The sequence below is a fragment of the Rhodococcus gannanensis genome (assembly GCF_042681175.1).
In the GTDB taxonomy this organism is placed as follows: Bacteria; Actinomycetota; Actinomycetes; order Mycobacteriales; family Mycobacteriaceae; genus Rhodococcus_G; species Rhodococcus_G gannanensis.
Genome location: NZ_JBHUFB010000020.1, coordinates 899296 through 923461 on the forward strand (window position 1 = coordinate 899296; position 24166 = coordinate 923461).

A 24166-nucleotide genomic window follows, 5' to 3' on the forward strand; every position below is an offset into this window, starting at 1 on the left:
GGGTGGATCAGCGGATCATGCCCGGCGGCAGCTGGATGTTCGGCGGGACCTCGATGCGGATCGGGTCGGGCAGGTTCAGGAAGCGCGGGCCGGGAGCCGGCGCCGGCGCCGGCGCGTCCGAGGTGCTTTCCGGTGCCGTGGTCGCCGCGGGAGCAGCCGAGGTCGACGACGGTGTGGTCGTCGTGGTCGTCGAAGGTGCGCGGGTCGTGGTCCGCGGCGGGACGGTGACCTCCGCGACGGCGGACTCGCCCTGGTTCGTGGTGCCGGTGTCGCGGCCTCCGAGCGCCAGTCCGATGGCCGCAACGACGACGAGTCCGGCGGCGACCGCTCCCGCGAGAGCGAGGTGCCTACGGGACGGTCCACGCCGGGCTTGGGAGGTGGACGCGATGTCGGCCCAGTCCGGCTCCGGCTGCTCGGGCCGGGATTCGTGCGGCACCGGTGCCGCCATCGGCGTCGCGAGCAGCGCGGCACCTTGAGCGGCGACCATCTCGGGTTCGGGCGGGAGGATGATGCGCAGCCCGAGCCAACTCTGCAGCAGGCTCGGCACGAGCGGAATCCGGACCCCGCCACCGAGGAGGACGAGGACGTCGGGATGGCGTCCCGACGCGGCGATGACATCGCGGGCCAGACGCGCGGACGATTCGAGCGGCACCCGGACGAGCGCCTCGAAGCGTTCCCGGTTGAGAAGGACGAGGCCACCGTCGCCCGGGACGGCGGCACCGGTGCCCGTGGAGAGCTGTTCCTTGGCCTCGCGGCACCGTGCGATGAACTCGGCGGCCGCCCACGCGTCCTCGGGCCGGGTGAGTCCGCGTTCCCGCAGTTGCTGCTCCGCGACGAGAGCGTCGAACCGATCGCCGCCCGCGACGTCGCTGCGATGCTGCGCGAGGACCGTGTGCGAGTACCGGTCGACGACTGTGACGGTCACGCCGGAGCTGCCGAGGTCGTACAGGACGAGGGTCTGGTCGGTCGGGGCGAGCTGCCCGGCGCTCTCGAGGAGGGCGACGACGGCCGCTGCCTCGGGGACCAGGTGGTAGTTGTACAGCTGCTGCCTGGCCATCGCGTCGTGCATGGTGTCGGGGTGCAGTCCGCTGCCGTAGGCCACGCCGGTGGCCCCGATGTCGGCGTGCCCGTCGTGTTCCAGGAGGACACCGATGGACTGCGCCGCGACGTCCTCGACCGGCCCGGCCACGACCTCGACGGCCCGCCGCTCGAAACCGGGAACGGTGTTCTCGTCGTGCTCGGGTGCGCTGAGGGTCGCCATGCGGACAGCACTGGTCCCCACCGACACTCCCAGTACCGCGCTCATCGAGTTGCCCCTCGTCGATCTGTGCGAACCCCCGACGGCCCGCACGCGAACGTCGCAGAGTTTATCGAATCGCGATCTTTGCGCCAGAGGCCCGTTCCGACAGGTCAGTTGCCTGCCGGGGTGATCACACGTCCGGTCCGGTTTGCCCGTTCGTTGCCGTCGGCCTTGCTGCCGAGCGCGAAGTACGTCCAGCCCGCGGCACGCCACCGGTCGGCGGCGAGGCACCGCCTGCCGTCGACGATGACCCGCGAGCGCACCACGCCGTCGAGGTCGGCGGGCTCGAGGGACCGGAACTCGTCCCATTCGGTGGCGAGCAGAACGGCGTCCGCCCCGTCGCACGCCTCGATCGCGGTGGTGGCGTAGGTCAGCGTCGGGAAGAGTCGCCGGGAGTTGTCCATCGCCTTCGGGTCGTAGACGGTGACGGTGGCTCCGTGAAGTTGAAGCATTCCCGCGACGTTCAGCGCGGGCGAATCGCGAACGTCGTCGGAGTCGGGTTTGAACGCCGCCCCGAGCACCGCCACGGTGGAGCCGAGCAGGGAGCCACCCACCGCGCGCGTGGCGAGCTCGACCATCTTGGTGCGACGTCGCATGTTGATGCTGTCGACCTCGCGCAGGAACATCAGCGCCTGATTGGCGCCGAGCTCGCCTGCGCGCGCCATGAACGCGCGGATGTCCTTCGGCAGGCAGCCGCCGCCGAACCCGAGACCGGCGCCGAGGAAGCGGCGACCGATCCGGGCGTCGTGGCCGAGCGCGTCCGCGAGGGCACCGACGTCGGCGCCTGCCGCTTCACAGACCTCCGAGATGGCGTTGATGAAGGAGATCTTCGTCGCGAGGAACGCGTTGGCGGACACCTTCACCAGTTCGGCGGTGGGGAGGTCGGTGAGCAGGAAGGGAACCTCGGCAGCGATCAGGTCCGCGTACAGCTCACGCAACAACGCCTCGGCGCGGCCGTCACGAGTGGGGTCGACGCCGACGACGACCCGATCCGGCCGCAGCGTGTCGACGACGGCATGGCCCTCTCGAAGGAACTCGGGGTTCCAGGCGACCTCGACCGCGTCGCCCGCGGGTGCGAGTCCACTTGCCCGGACGGCGAGTTCGGCAGCGGTGCCGACGGGGACGGTGGACTTGCCGACGATCACGGCGGGCCGGTCGAGCAGGGGCGCGAGGGCGTCGACGACGGCGTGCACATGCCGCAGGTCAGCGCCGTACTCGCCCTTCTTCTGCGGTGTGCCCACGCCGAGGAAGTGAAGGTCCGCGAATGCCGCGGCCTCCGCGTAGGAGGTGGTGAAGCGCAGTCGCCCGCTGTCGAGGTTGCGGCGCAGAGTGTCGGCGAGCCCCGGTTCGTAGAAGGGGACCTCCCCCGATGCGAGCTTGGCGATCTTGCCCTCGTCGATGTCGACGCCGAGCACCTCGTGGCCGAGTTCGGCCATGCAGGCGGCATGGGTGGCGCCGAGGTAGCCGGTTCCGAATACGGTGCAGCGCATGACTTGTTGATACGCCACCGGAGTGAGCGCCCGAGGTATCCGGCGCGAACGGTGAGTGTACGGGTCACATCGGTCTCGACACACCGCACGCGACAGCGGCCGGTGACAGCCGGTCGGTTACTCTCAAACCTGTCGCATTAGACGGCAGTGGCCGTCGGCGCGCACCGACCACTTTTCAGCGGCCCCGCGAAGCGAGAGTGCATCCCGCAGGCGAGACGTTCGCCGCAGCAAACCCGGTCGCCCCATCCCAGCAGAGAAAGCAGAGCGCAATGACAGCGCCCCGATCGACATCGAACATAGGCCGTCGCAGTGACCGGCCGCAGCGTCAGGCCGACCGGCAGCAGCCGGAGGAGAAGCGTGAGACCTTCACCGACCGCACGCATCAAATGTTGTTCTCGCACTACGTCCCGGACGGCCAGCGCTGATTTTGCACGACCGAGCCGCTCCCGGCGCGCGCCCAATCGAGACTGCGCGCCGGGGCACTCGCCCCGTCGAACACCGAACCCCGCCCGGGACTTCCGTCAGGACGTGGGCGTCTTCACGAAGTTGAGGTACGCCTTCGACGGCGTCGGCCCGCGCTGCCCCTGATACTTCGACCCGACGCTCGCGCTGCCGTACGGCTGCTCGGCCGGGCTCGTCAACCGGAGCAGGCAGAGCTGCCCGATCTTCATCCCCGGCCACAGCGTGATCGGAAGGTTCGCGACGTTCGACAGTTCGAGGGTGATGTGCCCCTGGAACCCGGGGTCGATGAACCCTGCCGTCGAGTGCGTCAGCAGGCCCAACCGGCCGAGGCTGGACTTTCCTTCCAGCCGGCCCGCCAGGTCGTCCGGCAGGGAGCAGAACTCCAGTGTCGACCCGAGCACGAACTCCCCCGGGTGCAGCACGAAGGGCTCACCCTCGGCCGGCTCCACCAGGCTCGTCAGCTCGTCCTGCTGCTGCGCCGGGTCGATGTGCGTGTACCGCGTGTTGTTGAAGACCCGGAACAGGCGGTCCAAACGCACGTCCACGCTCGACGGCTGCACCATCGAATCGTCGAACGGTTCGATGCCCAGGCGGCCGGCGGAGATGGAGGAACGGATGTCACGGTCGGAGAGAAGCACGACCTAGAGGGTAGACGCACAGTCATCGGCGGGTCTGCTAGAGTTGCCGCTCGCAGGGACTTGCACCGTCGAAATGGCGGGAAAACCGCTGCATGCCGATGTAGTTCAATGGTAGAACATCAGCTTCCCAAGCTGAATACGCGGGTTCGATTCCCGTCATCGGCTCTCTCTCCCTCCTCCTTTTCTCTCTCGTCTATCTCTTCTCTCTGTCGTCTCGACGCCTGCCTCCACCCACGTTGTCTCGTTGTGTTGGTTGTGCGTTGCTTGCATTGCAGAGGTCAGCTGTCGCGCCACTGTCGGATGCCGGTTCGAATCCCCATGCAGCCACAACCTCGGAGCCGGCCTTCCCCAGAAGGTTCGCGACGATGTTCGCGGCGACTTGGGCCCGAAAGGGCGCCTGACCTCAAACGGTGTTCGCTCCGTCCCGTAGCGGGATGACAAGGACCGGCCGGATCTGCGCGTTGCGGATGGAGTTACGCAGCTCGAAGATCACCTTGATGTCGGAGTGGGGCGATTCAGTTCTGCGATCGCGTTGGCCTCGACTGGATCGGGACTACAGGTTGCCGACATTGGTCGTGCACCAGCCGACGTACGGCTTCACGGACAGCACCTTCTCCGGCGACAGGTGCAGGGCGCGGACGATCACATCCATACCTCCACGCAACAGGAGAAGGAGGTGATCGAAGTCCGTCCATGCAGTCTCGAGTCGAGAGCTCCGAGGAGCTACCCAGGCCCCACGCGATGCCGTCGCGGCTTTCGAGCGCGCGGGTGATCCTCCTACATGTCGTCCGGTACTGCGACGACGCCGCAGTCTTCACCACGGGTTCGCCACCACGGACCATGTCGGCGGTTCGGAGGCAGCTCGGTGCGCCGAGCAGCATGACGGACGCGCCAAACTATCTCTGGGAGAACGCCCTTCGTGGGCTGTTGAGGCTGGTGCAACCTGGTCGGGCCACCGCCGGCTGAATCAAGCGCGGCCCTCCGCGCCGTCATCGGTGCCGAGAGAACCGACTCCCAGGAACCGTCGACGCCCTGATCGAGGACTTCGAAGCGGGCCGCGGGTCAAGGGTGTGCCGCCGGACCGGTGACGTCCGCCGACGAGTCGATGAGGGATTGTCCGCGAGTCCATGGCATGAACAGCGCGAAGACGACGGCGGTCACGACCACGCTGACGACCATCAGCATCGCCGATTGCTGCCACCCCTGCATCGCGGCGTCCTGCATCACGTACACGAGGCTGTTCGGATCGGTGAGATCGGTGATCGCCGGTGGCAGATCCGTCCGTTCCAGGATGGAGAGAATCGAAACCGGTGAGTTCTCGACGAGTTCGCGCTCCCGGTCCGACACGAAGCCCCCCACGAGGGGACCGTACGAGTCGAGTTTCGCCGAAACGACCTCGTGGTACTTGCCGAACAGGACGGAGCCGAGCACCGCGATGCCGAGTGCGCCGCCCACCTCGCGGGTGGTGTCGTTGACCGCGGACCCCGCACCGGCGGCCGACGCGGGCACGGAAGACATGATCGAGTCGGTGACGGGACCGGTGACGATGCCGAGGCCCGCACCCATCAGGATCATCGACCCGAACGGGATCTCCCAGTATGTGGTGGTGACGGTCGCATGGCTCGCCCAGTAGAGGCCGGAGGCGAGAATCGCCATACCCGCCACGACCACCCCTGCGTGCCCGTACCGGTAGCCGAGCCACGCGGAGGCCGGGGCCCCGACACCGACCGCGAGTGCGAACGGCAACGAGTGGATGCCGAAGGTGAGGGGATCCATCATGAGTACGGCCTGGAAGTACTGACTGACGATGAACAGGAACCCGAACATCGCGAAGTACGAGACCGCGAGGGCGAGCGCCGGGAAGGCGAACCGGCGGATCCGGAACAACCCGACGTCGAGCACGGGGTAGGGGGCACGCAACTCGCGGACGGCGAACGCTGCGAGAAGTGCCAGGGCACCGGCTATTCCGCCGAGTGTGAGCGGCGACAGCCAGCCGTGCCGGGGAGCCTCGATGAAACTCCACACGAGGAGGAACACGCCGAGGATCGAGAGCACGATGCCCTGGACGTCGAGTGGACCGGTCGTCTCGGAACGTGACTCCCGCACGAAGACGAGGGAGGCGGCGGCGACGACCACGGCCAGCGGTACGTTGACCCAGAAGACTGCGTGCCAGGAGAAGTGCGTGAGCAGCCAACCGCCCACGACGGGGCCGAGCGCGACGGCGAAGCCGGCCATCGCCGTCCACGCGGCGATTCCCGCGGCGCGTCCGCGCCTGCTCGGGAAGGCCGCGGTGATGATCGCCAGAGTTGCCGGGAACACCGCTGCGGCCGCGATACCCATCGCGGTCCGTGCGACGAGAACCTGGGTTAGGGTGTCGGCGGCGGCGCCGATGATCGACGCCGCGGCGATGCCGATCAGGCCGCCCAGCATGACGCGACGTCGCCCGAGTCGGTCTCCGAGATGCCCGAACATCAAGAGGAATCCGGCGAACGGCAGCGTGTAGGAGTCCACGACCCACTGCAGTCCGCCGAATCCGGCTCCGAGGTCGTTCGCGAGGGTGGGCAGCGCCACCACCACGACGGTGTTGTCGACCAGGACGAGCAGGACGGCGAGGCACGACGTCACCAGCGCGCCGAGCGCCGCCCACCTCTCGCGCGGTGACGATTCCGCCCTGTCCTCGATCGCCGGCATGCCCATGGCGTACCCCCTGCAGTCACCTTGGTGAATTAAGCGTTACTCTGAGTAACACTATTGACTCGGGACGAGACTAGGCGCCCGAGCCGAACGCGCGCAAGGGGAGAGGGGCTACTCGTACTCGAGACCACCGATCGTGAACACCCCTCTCTCCTCCTTCTCCCTCCTCCCTTCTGGGGTGTTCGCCTATCGGGCCCGCGGCCGAAGTTGGGCTTCGATTTCCGTACGCTCCGCCCAACGGTCGGATTCGGCCGATGGCGCCCGACGCTCTGTGCAAATGCCGCAACGGCCGTTCCCGGGGCGATGTCGACCGTCCAACCCTCGGGCCGGCGCGGGTCCTGCAACAGCGGGAGTCCACTACACGGGACTGCGAAAGTTCCCTGACTGCAGCATATTTCCTGCCGCGGACGTCACTGTCGTTCGAACAGTAGACATCGGTTCGATTGTCGTAGGCGCCCTCTACAGTGCAGTCACCCCGTGCAGTGGGGAAGCCGGTGCTCGTGCGGTGCCCGGCCACTATCCAAGGAGTCCGAACACCATGAGCGAGTACATTCCTCCCCCTCCGCCGTCCGCAGGTTGGTACCCAGACCCGAGCGGGCAGCCCGGCCGGCGCTACCACGACGGCGCCACGTGGACCGAACACTTCACCCCGGACGCTCCGGCACCAGCGACACCGAGTGTGGTCGTCAACAACCATGTCAACGCGGCCCCCGCCTACCCCATGCCGGTGATCGTCACAGGCAAGCGCACCAACCATGTGCTGCATCTCGTGCTGACCATCCTGACGATGGGTCTCTGGCTGCCCGTCTGGCTGATCGTCGCGATTGCCAACAGCGGCAACACGACCGTGGCCGTCGGTGGCGTGGCGCAGACGGCCAAGGGCCTCAGCCCGAAGACTTGGAAGATCATCGGCGGAGTCTTCGTCGCCCTGTTCGTGATGGGCCTGATCTCGGAAACCCCCGCACTCCTCGGCGTTTTCATCTCGCTGGCCGTTCTCGTCGGAGGCTGCTACTTCGTCGTCCAGAAGAAGGCGGTCCGGGACGAGGAGGCCCAGAGGCTGGCGATGCGCGCCGAGTACGAGAACAACCTCCAGACCCAGGGCGACCCCCGTGGCACACACGGTCGGTTCCCGCCCGCCGCCGGCTGATCCGGGCCCTCCCCGTCGATCGGTCCGGAGTAGCCACACGTATTCGTGAACATTCGTCAACGGCGGGACAGCCGGCCTGACGAGGTCCTGATCGAGTTCGGCCGATCCGGGCGGCAACTCGGCGGCGACTTCACCCGACGACGCGCTGACACTCCTGGTCGACGCGACCGAACGCCACGAACCCTCGCTGAGAACCGCACCCGTCAGTCGGTTCTCACGCGTCCGGTGTCGTAGGCCCACATCGCGACCTCGACGCGGTTGCGGGCGCCGAGCTTGGTCATCAACGATGCGACGTGGGTCTTGACCGTGCTCAGGCCGACGAAGAGCTCGGCGGCGATCTCGGCGTTGGTGCGGCCCCGTGCCACCAGCGCGAGCACCTCCTTCTCACGCTCGGTGAGCGGGTCGACGGGCTGGACCGGCACCACCGGCGCCTGGTCCGCGAAGGTCGCCAACAGTCGGCGGGTGACGTTGGGCGCGATCAGCGCGTCCCCGTTGGCCGCGGCGTGGACGGCCTGCACGAGGAGCTCCGGCCCGGCGTCCTTGAGCAGGAAGCCGCGGGCGCCGGCGCGAAGGGCGCCGAGGACGTACTCGTCGAGGTCGAAGGTTGTGATCACGACGACCGCCATCGGGTCCGTCACGCCTGGCCCGGCCAGACGTCGTGTCACCTCGACGCCGTCGAGCCCGGGCATTCGGATGTCGACGAGAAGGACGTCGGGACGCAGCCGGGTCGCCAGGTCGAGCGCTGCGAGCCCGTCTGCCGCCTCCCCCACGACCTCGAGGTCGGGGTGCGCGCCGAGGATCATCACCAGCCCCGTGCGGACCAGGTCCTGGTCGTCGGCCACGACGACACGGATGCTCATGCCGGCGCCTCCACCGGCAGCACGGCCTCGACCACCCAGCCACCCTCGGGACCCGGTCCCGCGGAGAGCGATCCGCCGAGGAGCTGGGCGCGTTCGGCCATGCCCAGCAGACCGAACCCGGGTGCGGGGGCGGGGCCCGGCTCGGTCCGTCCGTCGTCGCTGACACGCAGCCTGACGGCATCGCCCTCGCGGCGTACGTCGATCCCGACGCGGGTCACGCTCCGGGCGTGCCGTACGGCGTTGGTCAACGACTCCTGCGCGAGCCGATAGAGCGCGGCATCCACGGGTCGTCCGAGCCGGGACAACGAGCCGTCCAGCGAGACCTCGACGGTGGGCGTCGCGCCGGCCCGGGCCAGGGCCTGCAGGTCCGCGACACCCGGCTGTGGTGCGAAGGCGGCGCCTTCCTCGTCACGCAGGACCCGCACCATGGATCTCATCTCCGCCAGGGTTCGCGACGCCTCGGACTCGATCGCGGCCAGGATCTCGGCAGCCTTGTCCGGCTCGGTGCCGGCAACCACGCGACCGGCCTGCGCCTGCACCGAGATGGCCGAGACGTGGTGGGCGACGGTGTCGTGCAGCTCGCGGGCCAGCTCCATCCGCTCCTGATTGCGAATCTCGCGCTGTTGGCGACGCCAGAGATCCGCACGATAGCGGAACGCCGCGGCGAGGGCGACGAACAGCAGCAGGAGGACGCTCCCGCCGAACACGTCGGCCCAGCCCGCGGAGGAGACGTACATCCCCAGCGCGACGACGACCGTCACGAACGCCGTCCCCCAGACGATTTCCGGGCCCGAGCCCCACCGCACCAGGGAGTAGAGCAGGGTCAGGACGGCCATCATGGAGTAGAGGTCCAGGTCCCCGGCGGGCGCGGTCAGCTGGACGACCGAGAGCAACCCGGCGACGCCCCACCCGACCAGTGCGGCGATCAGGGGGCGACTCCGCCGCCAGAGCAGGGCAGGTATCAGCGCCAGGGCAAGCACCGTCACAAGGGGCCGCCAGGCCACGCCCGGCCGAGCGATACCCTCGACCACAGCGGCGGCCGCGAACACGCCCACCAGAAGCCAGTCGAACCGGCCGACAGGTGGGGCGCCGGCAGGCCGCGGCTCGTGCCAGATGGAGCGCCGGACAGTGACCACGACTCCAGCCTAGGGGCCGGCGCGCCTCGGCGTATCCGCCGAAAGTACTAGAGCGAGACCATGCCATCGGCCAGGGGAATCCTGGCCTCGGGACCGAGGCGCCCGCCGCCGGGCTCGGCGATCGTGGATCTACCGATCCTCACCTCGACAACGGAGCCCACGATGAGAACACCTCAATCCGCCACCACCCTGGAAGACCCGCCGATCCCGGTGCGGGCAAAGCTCGTCGCAGCGTGGACGAGCGTGATGTTCCTGTACGCCTACGTGGACATCATCGCCTTCTTCAAACCCGGCGTCGTCGAGAACATCCTCGTCGGCAGGGTCTTCGAGTTCGACGTCACCCAGACGCTGTTGACCACCTTCCTCGTTCTCATGGCGATCCCGATCGCCATGGTCCTGCTGTCGATGACGCTGCCCGCCCGGGCGAACCGCATCACGAACCTCGTCGTGGCTTCCGTCCAGATCCCCTACGCGGCATTCAATATGGTGGGCGAGCCTTCCTGGGCGTACTTCTACGGCCTCGGCGTCGCACTGGAAGTGATCATCTTCGTGCTCATCCTGCGGTGGGCCTGGACCTGGCCCCGCACCACAACGTCGACCACCACAGTGACCGGCCAGGACCGCGAAACCGTTCGCACCCAACGGCAAGCGTGAACCCGGGAACAGTCCCCGCCGCGCCGGTCACGACGCTTCAGCGCTGCGGCACGGAAGGCCCGAGTCGGATCGCCAACCGGACAGGTGCCCGGCGTCCGCGGTCACGAGTGCACCTCGCACCCTCGTCAGGACTCCTGATCCGCGCCCCCGGCCACCCACGCCGCGATCTGCGCGCGAGTCGTGAATCCCAGCTTGGTGAGGATGTTCTCGACGTGTCCCTCCGCTGTGCGCTGGGAGATCACCAACTGCTGCGCAATCGCCTTGTTGGTCATCCCCTGTGCGACGAGTTCGGCGATCTCTCGTTGCCGACGGGTGAGCCGCGTCGCCGCCGCACTCGCGCCCGCCTCGGGCGACGTCTGGTCACCGAGTGCGTAGGCGACCGCCGAGTCCACGCGGAGGTCGCGTCCGCGCGCGAAGGCGGCGTCGAATGCCTTCTGACCGATGGCATCTGTCGCCTCGCGAACGATTCGGTCGTGGTGACCGAGAAGGTCACGGACCACGATCGTGGGACTGCCTGCCGCCTCACCCACCCACGCCGACGCGCCCATCAGTACGGCGACCCGCTCGGGTCGGTCCGCGCCGATCCAGGCCAGGATCTCGAGACACATCGCGAGGCCGAGCGGATCGTCGACGACGCGGGTGAGCCGCACCCCCTCCTCGATCAGCTTCGTCGCGCGCCTCGTGTCGCCCTGCTCCCACAGCGCCAGGCCCAGCATGCCCAGCGAGTACGACCGGTACATGGACTCGCCGAGCGACTCGGTGAGTTCGACGACCTCCTCGTGGCAGGCGATCGCGCGCTGAGCGTCGCCCGCGAGCCCGCATGCCATCGCGAGTCCGACGAGAGTCCCGACGCGTGACAGCGGAGGCCCCTCGACACTGAGTGTCAGCAGCGCTTCCTCGAAACGTTCTGTCGCACGGTTGAAGTCACCGGAGAAGGTGGCGAGGTAGCCGGTCGCGGAGACCGCGACCGCACGCACCGCGGGATCCCCCTCCGACTGCGCCAGGGCGAATGCACCGTCGGTCCACACCCGGGCCGCCTCGACATCGCCCTGCATCGACGCCAGCATGCCGCCGAAGCACATCGCCGTCACCCGTGACGCGGCAGGAGCCTCGTCGGCACGGGCCAGCGCCCGCTCGATCCAGTACCGCCCCTCGCTGTGCAACCCGCGGGAAACCCAGTACGGATAGATCGCAGCGACCATCCGCAGCGCCGCGTCCGTGTCGGCCGCGGCAGTGACGCTGAACTCCAGCGCCCCACGCAGATCCGCTCCGGTGCGGTCGAATCGAGCGATCCACTCGAGCTGCCGCTTCCCCATCCACTCGGACTCCGCCTGCAGCGTCAACCGAACGCACCAGTCGTGGTGACGTTGCCGCAGGAGCGCCGACTCGTCCGCCTCCGTCAACTTCTCGAGCCCGTACTCACGAATCGTCTCGAGCATCCGGTACCGGACGACCTCGCCCGTCTCCTGCCGGATCAGGATCGACTTGTCGACCAGCGAGTCCAGCACGTCGATCAGCACGTCGTCGGCGAAGCCGCTGACCTCCGCTGCGGCATCGAACTCGAAGCCGCCGGCGAACACCGCCAGCCGGCGCCACAGCGTCCGCTCGCGTTCGCTCAGGAGGTCGTGACTCCAGTCGATGCACAGCCGCAGCGTCTGCTGCCGCGACGGCGCGACACGGTTGCCCGACGTCAGCAGCGGGTACCGGTCGGTGAGACGAAGAAGGATCTCCTTCAGCGACAGCGCCCGCAACCGGGCCGCGGCCAGCTCGATCGCCAACGGGAGACCCTCGAGTCGTTGGCATATCTTCGCGACCGTGACCTGGTTGTCGACGGTCAGGCTGAACCCGGGAACTGCGGAGCGGGCACGAGCTTCGAACATGACGACGCCCTCGTACCGATTCAGATCCCGCAACGATGCCGTCGTGTCCGGATCCGGGACCGTCAGCGGCGGCACCCGCAGGACCGCCTCCTCGCCGGCGGCCAGTGCCTCCCGACTCGTCGCCAGGATCCTCACCTGCGGGCAGGCACTGAGTACCGCCGCGGCGAACTCGACGACCTCTGCAACCAGGTGCTCACAGTTGTCGAGGACGATCAGCGCACGCCGGTCGGCCAGGAAGTCGACGAGCAGTGGGAGCGGGGAGAGGGCCACTCGTTCCCTGAGCCCCAGTGCGGCCACGACAGTGTCCGCGAGCAGGTGCGGCTCGACGAGCGTACCGAGTTCGACCAGCCAGACCCCATCCTCGAAGTCGTCCTGGAGGCTCGCGGCGGCCCGCAGTGCCAGCCGGGTCTTGCCGACGCCCCCCATGCCGGCCAGGGTCACGAGACGCGACTCGGCCAACAACTGACGAACCTCCGCCAACTCGCGGTCGCGGCCGACGAAGTTGGTGAGCTCGTGGGGAAGGTTACCGATCCGCTCGCGCACCGCCGACGACATCGGGGACATCCCTTCGTGATCGCGGCGCCACCGCCCGGCGCACCTGAGGGAGCAAGACTATCCCCACTCGGATCCGAGCGGGCGAATCGTGCCCTGCCCGACACCCGAGCCGTCGAACGAGGTTCTGCCGGTCCGCCGGCAGCGACGCGACCCAGCCCCTGGTAGCGCGTGCGATCATGTCGGCATGAGTGCTGGGGCTACGGCCGCGGCCTGGGCCGAGCAGCAGACCGCTGCGGTGCGCGACGATCCTGCAGGCCGGATCGCGCTGATGCAACGCTGCTACTACGGCCCGTACGGCCGGGCCCCGCGGCATCTCCCGTTCCAACGGGCGGCGATGTCGTTCATGCGATGGCAGCTCCGGCGCGGTTTGCTCCAACCACTGGCCGGCAACCGTCCGGGTAGTCCGTGGTGGCGCGCGGTGAACGAGCGCCCTGCCCGACAGAGCGGGGGTGACGAGTGTCGCCGTTGTTGTGCGCCTCGGTCGAATTCGGGGATAGTCGCCCGATGGCCTTCTCCATGCACCATGTGGCGATCAGTGTGGCGTCGATCGAGCGGTCGACCCGGTTCTACGAGCAGTTCGGCTTTCGTGAGGCGCTGCGCTACGACGCTCCGGACGCGAGCATGTCGGTCTCGCACCTACGCCTCGACGGGTTCATTCTCGAGTTGTTCTGTTACTCCAGTCCTGCACCACTTCCCGACGCGGCACGCGAGTTGACGACCGACCTTCCCGAGATCGGCGTGAAGCATTTCGGATTGCAGGTGAGCTCCGTGGAGGAAACCCTGCGGGAGTTCGTCGACCGCGGACTGTGCCCGCCCTCCACCACGATCACCGAGGGACGGACCGGCGTCCGCTACTTCTTCCTGACCGATCCCGACGGCATCCTCGTGGAGTTCCTTCAGGACGACCGCGTCTTCGATTGAGCCGCGCCCGCCGGCGATGAGTTCGGGCCACGGATCGAGTCTGTCCTGGTATGAAAACGAATCGCGTGGACGCTCCCCGACCCACGATTGCCGCGGGTGATCCCATGACCACCGTCGATGTCGGCGACGTCACCGTGGGCATGGAGTCGTTCGGCGACGACGGCGCGCCACTCGTCCTGCTCGTGGGCGGCCCGACGATGCTGTCGTGGCCGGATGACCTGTGCGAACGCCTCGCGGCCGGCGGACGCCGGGTGGTGCGCTACGACCTGCGTGACAGCGGCGAGTCGACGACGGTGGACCCGGATGCACCCGCCTACACCCTGCGCGACCTCGCCGCCGACGCAGCGGCCCTCGCCGACGCGCTCGGTGGGCCTGCGCACCTCGCGGGCAGCGGTGTCGGTGGGATGGTTGCCCAGGTGGCCGCGCTCGATCACCCGGGAGCCTTCTCGGCGCTCACGCTCATCGGTACCCGCCCGGTTGCACCCGGTCCGCCGGACGACGACCTTCCCGACCACGATCAGGCGACGATGAGCCGACTGTTCGCACGCCCGATGCCGGACTGGACCGACCGCGATGCGGTCGCGGAGTTCGCCGCCACGGGCGCGGACATCCTCGGTGACGACCCGGTGGCCGCGCGCGCGATCGCGGCGCGCATCTGGGACCGCACGGCGGGCACCACACCCTCGATCCAGACGGCCAACCAGATCGGCACGGTGTTCTCCAGGCTCGACTGCACTCCCCGCTGGCGCGAGCGGCTGCCCGAGATCGAGGTCCCCACGCTCGTCGTCCACGGCCGCCGCAACCGGTTCTTCCCGGTCGGCAACGGTGAGGCGATCGCGCGCGAGATCCCCGGTGCACGGTTGCTCGTGCTCGAGGAGGCCGCCACGTCCGTCCCCGATGCGGCGATCGGCGAGGTCACCGCGGCGATGCTCACGCTCGGATAGGGGCTGCCACCCCGGCGTCTCCGCCTCGCGCGGGAGCAGAACGGTTGGCACACCGGCGTACTCGGGGTGCCAACCGACCTCCCCCGCGGCACTCGTCTCGCGAGTCCACCTCGGCACGAGACCCTGAGCACGGATGCCTGGGCACCGCACCCTCCACAGGTTCGTTGCTAGACTGCCTCGATGCAGATCAGGTACACCGCTCCGCGTTCGGAGCAGCGGTCTGCCTCCACTCTCGCGAGGACCGAGTGCTCGTCCGAGGGATTCTCGATTCGGTTCGGCGCCCCTGCAATGATGTTCTTCGAGGAGAACCTGCGACCCGGCGGAACGAACGGGTACACCACCTCGTGGGGGACCAACGCGCACGGCAAACTTGCGGGCGTCCCGCCGTCACCACGGCGTTGAGCGGCTTCTCGACGTACACCTGACCTCACTCGATTCACCTTCTGCACGGGCACGCGCGAATCAGACCGCACGCGCCCTCGTCGGTGACCGAAGGACTGGGACGCTGACGCCGCTCCCATCCGAATTCCCCCTTTCCCGGCTCGATCCGCCCGTTTCGTGGGCGGTGATTCCGGCCTTCCGATGGAGTGACATGAGCTCGATTACCGTTCCTGATCGCAACCTGGCACTCGAACTCGTTCGTGTGACCGAGGCCGGCGCTCTTTCCGCCGCCCGCTGGGTCGGCCGCGGCGATAAGGAAGGGGGTGACGGCGCAGCGGTCGACGCGATGCGCGCGATGCTCGCAACGGTCGACATGGACGGCATCGTCGTGATCGGCGAGGGCGAAAAGGATGATGCACCTATGCTTTTCAACGGAGAACGCGTCGGCGCCGGCACCGGCCCCGAATGTGATTTCGCGGTGGACCCGGTGGAGGGCACGACGCGGATGGCAACCGGAACGCCTGGCGCGATCAGCGTCGTCGCTGTCGCCGAGCGCGGCACGATGTACGACCCGTCGGCGGTGTTCTACATGGACAAACTCGTTGTCGGGCCCGAAGCCGTGGGGCTGGTGGAGCTGGACATGCCGACAGGCGACATCGTCGAGGCGGTCGCGAAGGCGAAGGGGATCCGGAGCCGAGATGTGACCGTCGCCGTCCTGGACCGACCACGCCACCGGCGTCTGATCAACGACATTCGCGGCTGTGGCGCGCGGGTGCACCTGCTCGGCGACGGCGATGTGGTGGCAGCGATCGCCACTACCCGCCCCGAGTCGGGCATCGACATCGCCGCCGGCATCGGGGGTAGCCCCGAGGCGGTGCTCGCTGCGGCAGCATTGCGTTGTGCGGGAGGAGAGATCCACGCCCGGATCGCCCCACGGGACGCCGGAGAAGCCGTCCGCGCGCAGGCAGCCGGCCACGACACCGATCGGGTGCTGTCGACGACCGATCTCGTCTCGGGCGACAACGTGTTCTTTGCAGCGACCGGCGTCACCGACAGCCCGCTGCTCGACGGTGTCCGCTTCCACGGTGGACGTGCGCTCACGCAGTCGATCGTGATGCGCAGCCGCAGCGGAACGCAGCGCGTCATCGACGCCGAACACGTCCGGCCGCCGTCACTGCGCGACCACTGACCGGCCGCGCGGGATCTATGTACCGACCTCAGGATTGCGTATGGATTCTGGTGTGGGCGTGAGGGTGGGGGTAGATGTGGATGCATGGCTACTGATGAACCTCCCGACACGGAGATCGACGAGCTCGAGTGCGAGCGGCCGCGCTGTCGTGCGGCGGTCTCCTCGAGGAGCCTGACAACGAGGGGACTGGACGGATGATCGATCCAGTCATGTTGGTACTGCTCGGGATTCCGGCAGGAGTGCTGTCGACTGTGAGATATCTCAACCGACGCGATGAGCGTCGCGACATCGCCAGGAAGCAGTCGGCTCACGCCCTGTGCGCATCGCCGGGTCGACAGGTCCGGTGAGACCGGCGGGGAGGGCGAGGAGCACGGTCGGGGCAGGGCCCAACACTGGGGTCACAGTTGCGCGGTCGGGATACTCGAGAGGCTGGGCTTCGAGGCGACAGCCACTCCGATCTCCTCGAGGCTCTCGACGACCCACCTGGCCCAGGTCGCGTCCGCGCCCGGGATGCACCCGTGCCGGAACGGCACCTCCGGGTTTCCCGGTCGGACGATGACGCGGAAGTCCCGCTCCGCCACGCGCATGTCGACGGTGACCGAGGCGCCGGCACCAGTCGCCACGACGACGCCGTCGAGTGCAGCGACGTCACTGATTCCTGAAGCCTCACGGATGGCGTGCTCGGCGACCTGCGCCTGCTGTGGCAGCGCGGCGCGGCCACGCAGATGGGTGAGCGCCATCCGGCCGTCGAGGTAGTCGCGTGCCGTCGTTCGAGCCGACTCCGCACCGAGCCGGCTGAAGTACAACCCGGCCGGAAACGCAATCATGTTGGCGGCGAATCGGTCTCCGCCGATGTGGGTGCACTCCCAGACATCCACCCCGTCGACCTGGGACAGTGCGCCGACGATCGGACGGCCCAGTTCGGCACAGCAGGCGTCCTTCTTCCCGTGCGTGCACACCGCGAACAGCGGGGTGCGTCGCGCCGTCCCGACCGTCGGTTCGTCCCCGGCGGCACTCGCCTCGAACGGCAGATCCCCGAGGTCCGCGTAGTCGGCGACGGTGCCCTCGCGCATCCAGTGGCTCACCCCGTCCGACCAGGCGAGGATCCAGCGTGGCTCGGTGACCTGCCGACGGCGGGGGCGACGGATGAGCACCAGTCGCGCCGGGTCCGCGAGCGAGTCGATCCGGTCGAGGAGTGCGTCCGGCAGCAGACCGGACGGCGCGGTTTTCGGCCACGGTCCGGGATGTTCGACCATCACCCACAGCCGGGTGTGTCCGGCGCGCGCGGCCATCGGCTCACCGACCGCGGACGACCGCCGCGTGCACGCGTCGGGGCGTCGACTGACCTGACCGTTCTCGATCACCGTGCATCCGAGGCCGGCGCCCTCGGGGTCAGCAGACTCCACGAGGCCTCCATTCTGTAAGTTAGCCTTACCAATCTTAGGGGACGCCGAACCGGCGCCCACCCGGCACCAACCGGTGGCGAATGCAGTCTTCAGGAGTGTGGATGAGACAGGGAGTTACCCGAGCCGGTCGCGTGCTGATCGGTGCGATCGCCGCCACGGTGGCACTGAGCGCCTGCGGCGGCGGGGACGACGACGCGTCGGCCGAAGCCTCGTCCACCCGCACGATCGCGCACGCTCACGGTTCGACCGAGGTTCCCGACGCTCCCCAGCGCGTCGTGGTCCTCGAGCCCGTGCAGCTCGACACCTCCATCGCGCTGGGCGTGATCCCGGTCGGTGCCGCGGTTCTCAGCGAGGCGACCGGCGTGCCCGCATATCTCGGTGACGAGGCCTCCTCGGTCGCGACGGCCGGGACCGTCGCAGCACCCAACGTGGAGAAGATCGCCGCGCTCCAGCCGGACCTCATCATCGGAACCGAGACCCGCCACGCGGACCTCTACGACCAGCTCGCCGCGATCGCACCGACGGTGTACATGGCGTCGCAGTCCGATCCGTGGCAGGACAACGTCCGTTTCGTCGCCGACACGCTCGGCAAGGGCTCCGACGCGCAGGGCCTGCTCGACGACTACACGACACGCTGCGACGAGGTCGCGGCCGAGCACCACACGGACGGCAAGACGGCGCAGCTGATTCGCCCCCGTGACGACGTCCTCACCCTGTACGGACCGACGTCGTTCGCGGGCAGCACCCTCGAATGCGCAGGATTCACCATCCCGCCGCGCGACTGGGAGAACTCGATCTCCGTCGACCTGTCCCCCGAGCTCGCAGGGGAGGCCAAGGCCGACCTGGTTCTCGTGACCAGTGCGAAGCCGGACGACCCGGCGTCGGTCCCCGGTGTGGTGACCGACAAGGCGCTGTTCCCGAACATGCACGTGGTCGACATGTCGTACTGGATCACCGGCGTCGGTCCGCTCGGCGGCCTGACCGTCCTCGACGACCTCGACGACATCCTGTCCGAGCAGCCCACCGGCAGCCACTGACCACAGCTCGGACCACCACCGGACGGCGCCGCGGAGTCGAATCTCCGCGGCGCCGTCGGTGTTCGAGCGGAGGGGAGGCGGTTTCGGCAGCCCCGCTACCCTGGCCTCGTGTCCTCAGCAGATTCCCCGTTCGGCGTTCGCCTTCATCCCACGACCGCAGTCGCGCCTCCTGCGGGGACCTCGCGGCCGGCCGTGGTCATCGGCACCATCCACGACGGCGAGTTCCAGATCGTGGAGTTCGAGGACGACGCGACCACCGCCGTGTTCGACGCCTCGACCGGTGTGACGCACCCGCTGAATCGCGACCGCGCCCGCCTCGAAGGCTTCCTGGACGCGCTCGCCGACCATCTGCGTTCGGGCACAGACGATCCCGGCCCGACGGTGATGACGGCGGAGCAGGCGGCCGAGCGTCTCGCCGCCTTCAGAGCGGGCCGGATCACGCCCGGCAGGAAGCCCACACCTGAGGTCTCGGATCGGGAGCGCGCAGCCGAACTGCGCCGACGGCTGACGCGGATCGACCCCGTTGCCCTCCACCCGGACAGCTGGTGGCACCTGACGCTCGAGCAGATCGACGACGGCATTCTCTGAGTTCGACCAGCGTGCAATGTCATTCGCGACGTCGTTCACGCCGCATCGTGGAACACGAGGCCGAGGGTGTGGCGCTCGCCGGAACGGATCACGGAGACACCGTGGCGCACCGGCGCCGCCGACCACCCACGCGTCGACCTCACCGGCCGGTCCCGGGTGGTGAACAGGTAGCCGTGCCCGTGGGGCAGCAGCGTTGCGGTGCCGCGGGACTGCGCGCGCGGTCGTTGCTCGACGAGCAGGAACTCCCCGCCGGTGTGGTCGACCCCGGGCTCGTTGAGATTGACCACCACCTGGAGCGGGAACACGAGGTCGCCGTAGAGGTCGCGGTGCAGCGCATTCCAGTCGTTCTCCCGGTAGCGCAGCAGGATCGCCGTCGACCGCCGCTGGCCTGCGTCGTGGCACATCCGCAGCCACTCGTCGAGGGTGTCCGGCCACGGCGCGGCCCGGCCGAGCCTGTCCCACCAGTCGCGGGCGATCGGCAACAGCCGCGGGTACAGCGCCTGCTTCAACCGTTCGACCGGCTCGGGGTAGGGCGTCCGGAAGTAGCGGTACTCGCCCTCGCCGAACCGGTGGCGGCTCATCGTGACGGTGCTGCGGAACAGTTCGTCCCGGTCGTACAGACCGCGGATCTCCCTCGCCTCGTCCGACGTCAGGAGCTGCGGCAGCAGTGCGCCGCCGTACTCGTCGACCTCGCGGGTGATCGCGCCCCAGTCGCCCGCGTCCACCCGCGTCCACCATCGATCGACCGTCGCCGTCGTGGGATTCATGCTGCCTCCAGTTCCAGCAGGGTCGTCTTGGCGGCGAGGCCACCGATGTAGCCGCCGAGCGTTCCGTCGGTGCGCAGCACCCGGTGGCACGGCACGACGATCGGCAGCGGGTTGGTCGCGCAGGCCGTGCCGACGGCCCGCACGGCCTGCGGGTTTCCGACCAGCTCGGCCACGTCGCGGTAGCTGCGGGTCGTCCCGTAGTCGATCTCCGGGAGGTGCCGCTGCACGAGTTGCCGGAACCCCCGGGACAGGGACAGATCCAGGTCGAGGTCGAACGACCGGCGGTGCCCGGTGAAGTACTCGTCGAGTTCGTGGGCGACGACGTCCAGGCGCTTCGGGGCCCGTAGGATGCGGGGGCTCACCTTGTGGGCGAGCGTCTCGAGCACCTGCTCGTGGTTCTCGTTGGCGAACGCCACCCGGACGAGGCCTCGGGGCGTGGCCACGAGAAGCAGTTCGCCCACCGGTGAGTCGACGGTGGTGAAGGCGATGTCCAGGAGTCCGGCTTCCGCTGCGTCGTCCTCCAGTCGCCGATGCAACCGCGCGAGCAGGTCGGCGTCGACGGGCGCCCGGAGATGCTCGGTGATCTTGTCGGAGCGGGTGTCGTTCATGATTCTCCTTCCACGGTGTCGCCCGGATATGTCGTGCGTAGGGTCTTGATGCCGTCGGCGGCGGCTCGGCGTGCGGCGTCGACGCTGCCCCCGACGATCTGCGCGATGTCGGCGTAGGCCAGGCCCGCCAGGTAGCGGTAGGCGACGGCGTGGCGTTGCTTGGTCGGCAGCCGACGGACGGCGATCCACAGGTCCGTGTCCGCGGTCTCCGGCTCGCCGATCCGGGCCGGTGGCTCCGGCACCTCGTCCACGGGCAGCGGATTCCGCTTCGCGGCGCGCACCACGTCGATGGCCTTCCGGTGCGCGATCGTCACCAACCAGGCCTCCACGTTCGCCGTCTTCGGCAGATCCGGATACGCCTTCATCGCGGCGAGGAAGGTCTCCGACCAGGCGTCGTCCGCTTCGTGTGCGTCGAGGACCGCGCGGCAGACCCGCAGCACGGTGGCGCCGTGCTGCGCGACCACGTTCTCGAAGGGCTGTTTCATGTCCATCCCACTGAAGACGCAATTGCGGCCGAACATGTGAGATTCGGGATCAGAACAGCGGAACCGCTCGTCCGTCCGACGGGAGCGGCTTCAGGAGATCGAGAACAGCGGCCCGGTGATGGTGAGCCCGAGATCGCCGGTGTGGGCGAAGAAGGCGAACAGCATCAGTGCCGCGCCGGCCAACGCGATGTCCTTGTTGAACTGGATCATCTCCGTCTGCTTGGCCTGCGCGTCGGATTCGGACCAGAAGTTGTGCATCAGCACGGCGGTCGGGACGAGGAACGCAACCAACAGCAGTGAGCCTAGGTCGGCCCAGACACCGAGGAGCACGCTCAGCGCACCGAGCAGCAGGACCACTCCCGAAACCAGGACAGAGAGCTGCGGAACGGGCAGACCCTTGCTCTCGGCGTACTGGGCCATGGCATTGGATTGCGTCAGGTGGCCGGCGGCCGAGGTCAGGAAAAGCACCGAGAACAGGATTCGACCGATCAGAACGAGGACGTCCATCGTCTACCTCCGCTGTGCGAATCGACCCCCGTTCACCCATTGTCCAACAACGAACTGCCGGCAGCCGGAAACGGGTGCCGACATGTCGGATGGGTCAGCACCGAAGGACAGGTTGTAGGCGAATTGCCAGGTGACGGCAACCTGGCGTTCATCCTCAGATGGTCGACTACCTGTATGGGCCACCAGAAAGACGGCGCCGCCCCGAAAGAGGCCGCGGCGTTGAGCGACGTCGCATCGGCGATCAAGAAGGACTTTCCGCACCTGGCCGACGACGACGTCGCCGCTATGGTCGACCGCGCACGCGAGGACTTCCACCACCGGCCGATCCGCGAATTCGTCCCGCTGTTCGTCGAACGCCGGATCCGGGCCCAGCTCACCACCCAGCAGGAATAGGGCGGGTGCAGCTTCCTGTTGACCAACGCCGGTGCGCGGAGCGAGACTTTCTCATGTTGCCGAAAGAAGAACAGCACCTGATCGATCTCTCGATCCGGCGCCTCGCCGCCAAGTACCCGCACAAGTCGCTCGCCGAGGTCAGCGACGCCGTCACCCGAGCCCGAATCCACTTCGACGGCACACCCATCCGCGACTTCGTGCCGCTGCTCGTCGAGCGTCACGCAGACAAGGAACTCGGCGGCGCACCGCGTACGGCCTGAGCGGCGGACCCGAGGGCATCTCAGCCTCGGGTGGATCAACCGGGCCGAGTCGAACTCTCCTCCACCCGCAGCCCACAGCAGAATGCAGCACTGCTCGACTAGCTGGTCCGAGACCTGCACGCCAGGTATCCGGCAACCGACGCGCAGATCCGGCAGGGACTGATCCAACAGGCCGAATACGCCTGCCCCGACTACGTCGACTTGCTTGTCGTCTATGACTGGTGGGCCGCAACCCGATGACTTTCGGGTCCGAGATCAGTCGATACTGAAGTACACGTCCATCCGACTCCGGGAGACGCCATGTCCGAGCAGACACCCCATGCCCTGCCTCCGATCGTCGACCGTGAAACCTGGCAGACGGAACTCGACGATCTGCGGAGACGGGAGAAGGCCGCCACCCGCGAACTCGACGCCATCGCCGCCCAACGTCGCAGGCTGCCGATGGTCGAACTGCCCGACTACACACTGATCGGGCCCAACGGCCCGCTTCGACTCGTCGACGTCTTCCAGGACCACTCCCAGCTCATCGTCTACCACCACATGTGGTCCGACGGCGCGGAGTGGCAGTGCGGCGGATGTACCGGCCTCACGTCGCAGTGGACGCGGCTGGGCATCCTCGACAACTACGACGCCAGGATGGTCGTCGTCACCAACGGGCCGATCGACGAAGCACTGGCTTACAGGGCCAAGGTCGGCAACACGATGGACTGGTACTCGTCGTCGGACAGCTCGTTCGGCGCCGACGTCGACGCGCCACCCGGCGGCGGTTTCGCGGTCAACGTGTTTCTCCGCGACGGCGACAAGGTCTACCGCACCTGGCACACCACCGGCCGCGGAACCGAACAGCTCAGCTACACCTTCGCCCTGATCGACGTCCTTCCGTGGGGCCGCCAGGAGGAATGGCAGGACTCCCCCGACGGGTGGCCCCAGTCCCCGACCTACTCGAAGTGGCTCGATTCTCCTGATGTGGCGCGGCTCTACGGCAAGAGCGCCGACGACCGGTAGTGGTCGGGCCGATAACCACACGCTCCGACTTCGTGGGACGAAGCCGTAGCGTGAAGTCCTGCGACTTCGGAATCGGCAGCTGCACGTGACGTGATCGCCAAGTTCCCCAGTTGGAACACGGATCGGCGGGAGAACAACACCCGTTCCGGCATCGGCACCCGCGCGGAGGCGCTGGGGCGAACGAACCCGAGCACGAGGGTGCCGACCCCGACCGCCACCGCGCCCAGAGTTGCTCCCGCGGGCAACGACGCGCCGATCCCGAGAACGGCGGCCCCCACCTTCGACCCGACCCCGGGTCCGGCGAATTGCAGGCCGAGCCACGCGCCGGAAACTGCCCCACAGACCAGGGGCCACGTCATCGCCCACAGGTGCCATCTCGTGGTCGTGGAATCACCGGTGGCGGCGCAGCACATCAGTATCGCCTGACACGTGAGGGCTCGGACTCAACGAGCTCGCCCGCCTGCAGACTCGGGAAGCCGACCGGATGTAAGTCGCGTGCCATCGCACCATCATTCCCGGCCCCGGCCCGACGGGCCCTAGTAGGACTTTGTTAGGTCGGAAAGGTGTGGTGGCAGGTCGGGCAGGTGCCGATCCAGATGGCAAGTGCGCGTTGGATGTCGCGGACGATGCCGTACAGGGTCAGCCCTGCCCACCGGCTTTTGGGCCCGTGAGCCGCAGGATCGTCAGGAACAGGTGGGCGGCGGTGACGAGGGTGGCGTGGTGGTGCCAGCCGAGCCAGGAGCGGCCTTCGAAGCGGTCGAGACCGAGTGCAACTTTGAGTTCGCGGTAGTCGTGCTCGATCCGCCAGCGCAGTTTCGCGAGGCGGACAAGTTCGTTGATCGGGGTGTCGGCCGGCAGA

At 68.3% G+C, this 24166-nt stretch carries 24 protein-coding genes, 1 tRNA gene and 1 pseudogene; 13 read left to right on the forward strand and 13 right to left on the reverse strand.

The window, feature by feature from the left end; genetic code table 11:
• Positions 1-7 precede the first annotated feature (7 nt).
• Both ACFSJG_RS24840 and ACFSJG_RS24845 read right to left on the reverse strand, forming a co-directional pair.
• A complete protein-coding gene (locus tag ACFSJG_RS24840) occupies positions 8-1306 on the reverse strand; it encodes a DUF7159 family protein (RefSeq protein ID WP_378487885.1) in 1299 nt (432 codons plus the stop codon).
• A gap of 104 nt (positions 1307-1410) precedes the next feature.
• Positions 1411-2790 carry a UDP-glucose dehydrogenase family protein gene (locus tag ACFSJG_RS24845; protein WP_378487886.1) on the reverse strand — a complete coding sequence of 460 codons (1380 nt, stop codon included), beginning with the start codon at positions 2788-2790 and terminating at the stop codon, positions 1411-1413.
• Positions 2791-3059: 269 nt separating this feature from the next.
• Here ACFSJG_RS24845 and ACFSJG_RS24850 point away from each other — a divergent pair, with 269 nt between their 5' ends.
• On the forward strand, positions 3060-3215 hold the full coding sequence (locus ACFSJG_RS24850; protein ID WP_378487887.1) for a hypothetical protein: 156 nt from the start codon (positions 3060-3062) through the stop codon (positions 3213-3215).
• A 96-nt stretch (positions 3216-3311) separates the two neighbouring features.
• Here the strand turns inward: ACFSJG_RS24850 and dcd are convergent, their stop codons facing one another.
• Positions 3312-3890, reverse strand: coding sequence for a dCTP deaminase (gene dcd / locus ACFSJG_RS24855; protein ID WP_378487888.1), 579 nt, complete (start codon positions 3888-3890; stop codon positions 3312-3314).
• 94 nt (positions 3891-3984) lie between these two features.
• On the opposite strand from dcd, the gene ACFSJG_RS24860 reads away from it, so the two are divergent.
• Positions 3985-4055 (forward strand) — tRNA-Gly (locus ACFSJG_RS24860).
• An 897-nt stretch (positions 4056-4952) separates the two neighbouring features.
• On the opposite strand, the gene ACFSJG_RS24865 is transcribed toward ACFSJG_RS24860, so the two are convergent.
• Positions 4953-6581 (reverse strand): MFS transporter, encoded by a 1629-nt coding sequence (locus ACFSJG_RS24865; protein ID WP_378487889.1) that lies wholly within the window; start codon positions 6579-6581, stop codon positions 4953-4955.
• Positions 6582-7122: 541 nt separating this feature from the next.
• Between ACFSJG_RS24865 and ACFSJG_RS24870 the strand changes: the two genes are divergently transcribed.
• Entirely contained in the window at positions 7123-7731 is a 609-nt protein-coding gene (locus tag ACFSJG_RS24870) for a DUF2510 domain-containing protein (RefSeq protein WP_378487890.1), read from the forward strand.
• A 203-nt stretch (positions 7732-7934) separates the two neighbouring features.
• On the opposite strand, the gene ACFSJG_RS24875 is transcribed toward ACFSJG_RS24870, so the two are convergent.
• Positions 7935-8591 (reverse strand): response regulator, encoded by a 657-nt coding sequence (locus ACFSJG_RS24875; RefSeq protein WP_378487891.1) that lies wholly within the window; start codon positions 8589-8591, stop codon positions 7935-7937.
• On the reverse strand, positions 8588-9727 hold the full coding sequence (locus ACFSJG_RS24880) for a sensor histidine kinase (RefSeq protein WP_378487892.1): 1140 nt from the start codon (positions 9725-9727) through the stop codon (positions 8588-8590). Before ACFSJG_RS24880 ends, ACFSJG_RS24875 begins: the two co-directional genes overlap by 4 nt.
• A gap of 162 nt (positions 9728-9889) precedes the next feature.
• On the opposite strand from ACFSJG_RS24880, the gene ACFSJG_RS24885 reads away from it, so the two are divergent.
• Entirely contained in the window at positions 9890-10381 is a 492-nt protein-coding gene (locus ACFSJG_RS24885) for a DUF6326 family protein (RefSeq protein WP_378487893.1), read from the forward strand.
• 125 nt (positions 10382-10506) lie between these two features.
• On the opposite strand, the gene ACFSJG_RS24890 is transcribed toward ACFSJG_RS24885, so the two are convergent.
• Positions 10507-12816: an ATP-binding protein gene (locus ACFSJG_RS24890; protein ID WP_378487894.1), complete on the reverse strand. Its 2310-nt coding sequence runs from the start codon at positions 12814-12816 to the stop codon at positions 10507-10509.
• A 504-nt stretch (positions 12817-13320) separates the two neighbouring features.
• Between ACFSJG_RS24890 and ACFSJG_RS24895 the strand changes: the two genes are divergently transcribed.
• The 4 genes from ACFSJG_RS24895 (at position 13321) to glpX (ending at position 16251) form a co-directional block, all read left to right on the forward strand.
• Positions 13321-13737: a VOC family protein gene (locus ACFSJG_RS24895; protein WP_378487895.1), complete on the forward strand. Its 417-nt coding sequence runs from the start codon at positions 13321-13323 to the stop codon at positions 13735-13737.
• Between the two features lie 104 nt (positions 13738-13841).
• Positions 13842-14681 carry an alpha/beta fold hydrolase gene (locus ACFSJG_RS24900; protein ID WP_378487896.1) on the forward strand — a complete coding sequence of 280 codons (840 nt, stop codon included), beginning with the start codon at positions 13842-13844 and terminating at the stop codon, positions 14679-14681.
• A gap of 180 nt (positions 14682-14861) precedes the next feature.
• Positions 14862-15083: a hypothetical protein gene (locus tag ACFSJG_RS24905; protein WP_378487897.1), complete on the forward strand. Its 222-nt coding sequence runs from the start codon at positions 14862-14864 to the stop codon at positions 15081-15083.
• 190 nt (positions 15084-15273) lie between these two features.
• The gene (gene glpX / locus ACFSJG_RS24910; protein WP_378487944.1) at positions 15274-16251 is read left to right on the forward strand and encodes a class II fructose-bisphosphatase; all 978 of its coding nucleotides are present in this window, start codon (positions 15274-15276) and stop codon (positions 16249-16251) included.
• Between the two features lie 398 nt (positions 16252-16649).
• Here glpX and ACFSJG_RS24915 read toward each other — a convergent pair whose 3' ends face one another.
• The gene (locus tag ACFSJG_RS24915; protein WP_378487898.1) at positions 16650-17657 is read right to left on the reverse strand and encodes a sucrase ferredoxin; all 1008 of its coding nucleotides are present in this window, start codon (positions 17655-17657) and stop codon (positions 16650-16652) included.
• A gap of 101 nt (positions 17658-17758) precedes the next feature.
• Between ACFSJG_RS24915 and ACFSJG_RS24920 the strand changes: the two genes are divergently transcribed.
• Both ACFSJG_RS24920 and ACFSJG_RS24925 read left to right on the forward strand, forming a co-directional pair.
• The gene (locus tag ACFSJG_RS24920) at positions 17759-18694 is read left to right on the forward strand and encodes an ABC transporter substrate-binding protein (RefSeq protein WP_378487899.1); all 936 of its coding nucleotides are present in this window, start codon (positions 17759-17761) and stop codon (positions 18692-18694) included.
• A gap of 108 nt (positions 18695-18802) precedes the next feature.
• Positions 18803-19282, forward strand: a complete 480-nt coding sequence (locus tag ACFSJG_RS24925; protein ID WP_378487900.1) for an SUKH-4 family immunity protein — start codon at positions 18803-18805, stop codon at positions 19280-19282.
• A 35-nt stretch (positions 19283-19317) separates the two neighbouring features.
• Here ACFSJG_RS24925 and ACFSJG_RS24930 read toward each other — a convergent pair whose 3' ends face one another.
• The 4 genes from ACFSJG_RS24930 to ACFSJG_RS24945 form a co-directional block, all read right to left on the reverse strand.
• A complete protein-coding gene (locus ACFSJG_RS24930) occupies positions 19318-20049 on the reverse strand; it encodes a 2OG-Fe(II) oxygenase (RefSeq protein WP_378487901.1) in 732 nt (243 codons plus the stop codon).
• Complete coding sequence (locus ACFSJG_RS24935) at positions 20046-20657, reverse strand: methylated-DNA--[protein]-cysteine S-methyltransferase (protein WP_378487902.1); 612 nt, start codon at positions 20655-20657, stop codon at positions 20046-20048. The genes ACFSJG_RS24930 and ACFSJG_RS24935 overlap by 4 nt, the downstream gene beginning before the upstream one ends.
• Positions 20654-21148 carry an RNA polymerase sigma factor gene (locus ACFSJG_RS24940; protein ID WP_378487903.1) on the reverse strand — a complete coding sequence of 165 codons (495 nt, stop codon included), beginning with the start codon at positions 21146-21148 and terminating at the stop codon, positions 20654-20656. Before ACFSJG_RS24940 ends, ACFSJG_RS24935 begins: the two co-directional genes overlap by 4 nt.
• Positions 21149-21232: 84 nt before the next feature.
• Entirely contained in the window at positions 21233-21649 is a 417-nt protein-coding gene (locus tag ACFSJG_RS24945) for a DoxX family protein (protein ID WP_378487904.1), read from the reverse strand.
• A gap of 174 nt (positions 21650-21823) precedes the next feature.
• On the opposite strand from ACFSJG_RS24945, the gene ACFSJG_RS24950 reads away from it, so the two are divergent.
• The 3 genes from ACFSJG_RS24950 (at position 21824) to ACFSJG_RS24960 (ending at position 23307) form a co-directional block, all read left to right on the forward strand.
• Entirely contained in the window at positions 21824-22042 is a 219-nt protein-coding gene (locus tag ACFSJG_RS24950; RefSeq protein ID WP_378487905.1) for a three-helix bundle dimerization domain-containing protein, read from the forward strand.
• 53 nt (positions 22043-22095) lie between these two features.
• Complete coding sequence (locus ACFSJG_RS24955) at positions 22096-22302, forward strand: three-helix bundle dimerization domain-containing protein (protein WP_378487906.1); 207 nt, start codon at positions 22096-22098, stop codon at positions 22300-22302.
• Between the two features lie 300 nt (positions 22303-22602).
• Positions 22603-23307 (forward strand): DUF899 domain-containing protein, encoded by a 705-nt coding sequence (locus ACFSJG_RS24960; protein WP_378487907.1) that lies wholly within the window; start codon positions 22603-22605, stop codon positions 23305-23307.
• Positions 23308-23906: 599 nt separating this feature from the next.
• Here the strand turns inward: ACFSJG_RS24960 and ACFSJG_RS24965 are convergent.
• A pseudogene (locus ACFSJG_RS24965) lies at positions 23907-24166 on the reverse strand (transposase); the annotation flags it as partial.

What these genes read in the sequence shown, in the direction of transcription:
- ACFSJG_RS24875 (WP_378487891.1), bottom strand. Translation starts at nt 8,591, where the DNA reads ATGAGCATCCGTGTCGTCGTGGCCGACGACCAGGACCTGGTCCGCACG.
- ACFSJG_RS24850 (WP_378487887.1), top strand. Translation starts at nt 3,060, where the DNA reads ATGACAGCGCCCCGATCGACATCGAACATAGGCCGTCGCAGTGACCGG.
- ACFSJG_RS24930 (WP_378487901.1), bottom strand. Translation starts at nt 20,049, where the DNA reads ATGAATCCCACGACGGCGACGGTCGATCGATGGTGGACGCGGGTGGAC.
- ACFSJG_RS24870 (WP_378487890.1), top strand. Translation starts at nt 7,123, where the DNA reads ATGAGCGAGTACATTCCTCCCCCTCCGCCGTCCGCAGGTTGGTACCCA.
- ACFSJG_RS24950 (WP_378487905.1), top strand. Translation starts at nt 21,824, where the DNA reads ATGGGCCACCAGAAAGACGGCGCCGCCCCGAAAGAGGCCGCGGCGTTG.
- ACFSJG_RS24895 (WP_378487895.1), top strand. Translation starts at nt 13,321, where the DNA reads ATGGCCTTCTCCATGCACCATGTGGCGATCAGTGTGGCGTCGATCGAG.
- ACFSJG_RS24905 (WP_378487897.1), top strand. Translation starts at nt 14,862, where the DNA reads ATGCAGATCAGGTACACCGCTCCGCGTTCGGAGCAGCGGTCTGCCTCC.
- ACFSJG_RS24845 (WP_378487886.1), bottom strand. Translation starts at nt 2,790, where the DNA reads ATGCGCTGCACCGTATTCGGAACCGGCTACCTCGGCGCCACCCATGCC.
- ACFSJG_RS24935 (WP_378487902.1), bottom strand. Translation starts at nt 20,657, where the DNA reads ATGAACGACACCCGCTCCGACAAGATCACCGAGCATCTCCGGGCGCCC.
- ACFSJG_RS24890 (WP_378487894.1), bottom strand. Translation starts at nt 12,816, where the DNA reads ATGTCGTCGGCGGTGCGCGAGCGGATCGGTAACCTTCCCCACGAGCTC.
- ACFSJG_RS24940 (WP_378487903.1), bottom strand. Translation starts at nt 21,148, where the DNA reads ATGGACATGAAACAGCCCTTCGAGAACGTGGTCGCGCAGCACGGCGCC.
- glpX (WP_378487944.1), top strand. Translation starts at nt 15,274, where the DNA reads ATGAGCTCGATTACCGTTCCTGATCGCAACCTGGCACTCGAACTCGTT.
- ACFSJG_RS24955 (WP_378487906.1), top strand. Translation starts at nt 22,096, where the DNA reads ATGTTGCCGAAAGAAGAACAGCACCTGATCGATCTCTCGATCCGGCGC.
- ACFSJG_RS24885 (WP_378487893.1), top strand. Translation starts at nt 9,890, where the DNA reads ATGAGAACACCTCAATCCGCCACCACCCTGGAAGACCCGCCGATCCCG.
- ACFSJG_RS24840 (WP_378487885.1), bottom strand. Translation starts at nt 1,306, where the DNA reads ATGAGCGCGGTACTGGGAGTGTCGGTGGGGACCAGTGCTGTCCGCATG.
- ACFSJG_RS24900 (WP_378487896.1), top strand. Translation starts at nt 13,842, where the DNA reads ATGACCACCGTCGATGTCGGCGACGTCACCGTGGGCATGGAGTCGTTC.
- ACFSJG_RS24945 (WP_378487904.1), bottom strand. Translation starts at nt 21,649, where the DNA reads ATGGACGTCCTCGTTCTGATCGGTCGAATCCTGTTCTCGGTGCTTTTC.
- ACFSJG_RS24960 (WP_378487907.1), top strand. Translation starts at nt 22,603, where the DNA reads ATGTCCGAGCAGACACCCCATGCCCTGCCTCCGATCGTCGACCGTGAA.
- ACFSJG_RS24865 (WP_378487889.1), bottom strand. Translation starts at nt 6,581, where the DNA reads ATGCCGGCGATCGAGGACAGGGCGGAATCGTCACCGCGCGAGAGGTGG.
- ACFSJG_RS24920 (WP_378487899.1), top strand. Translation starts at nt 17,759, where the DNA reads ATGAGACAGGGAGTTACCCGAGCCGGTCGCGTGCTGATCGGTGCGATC.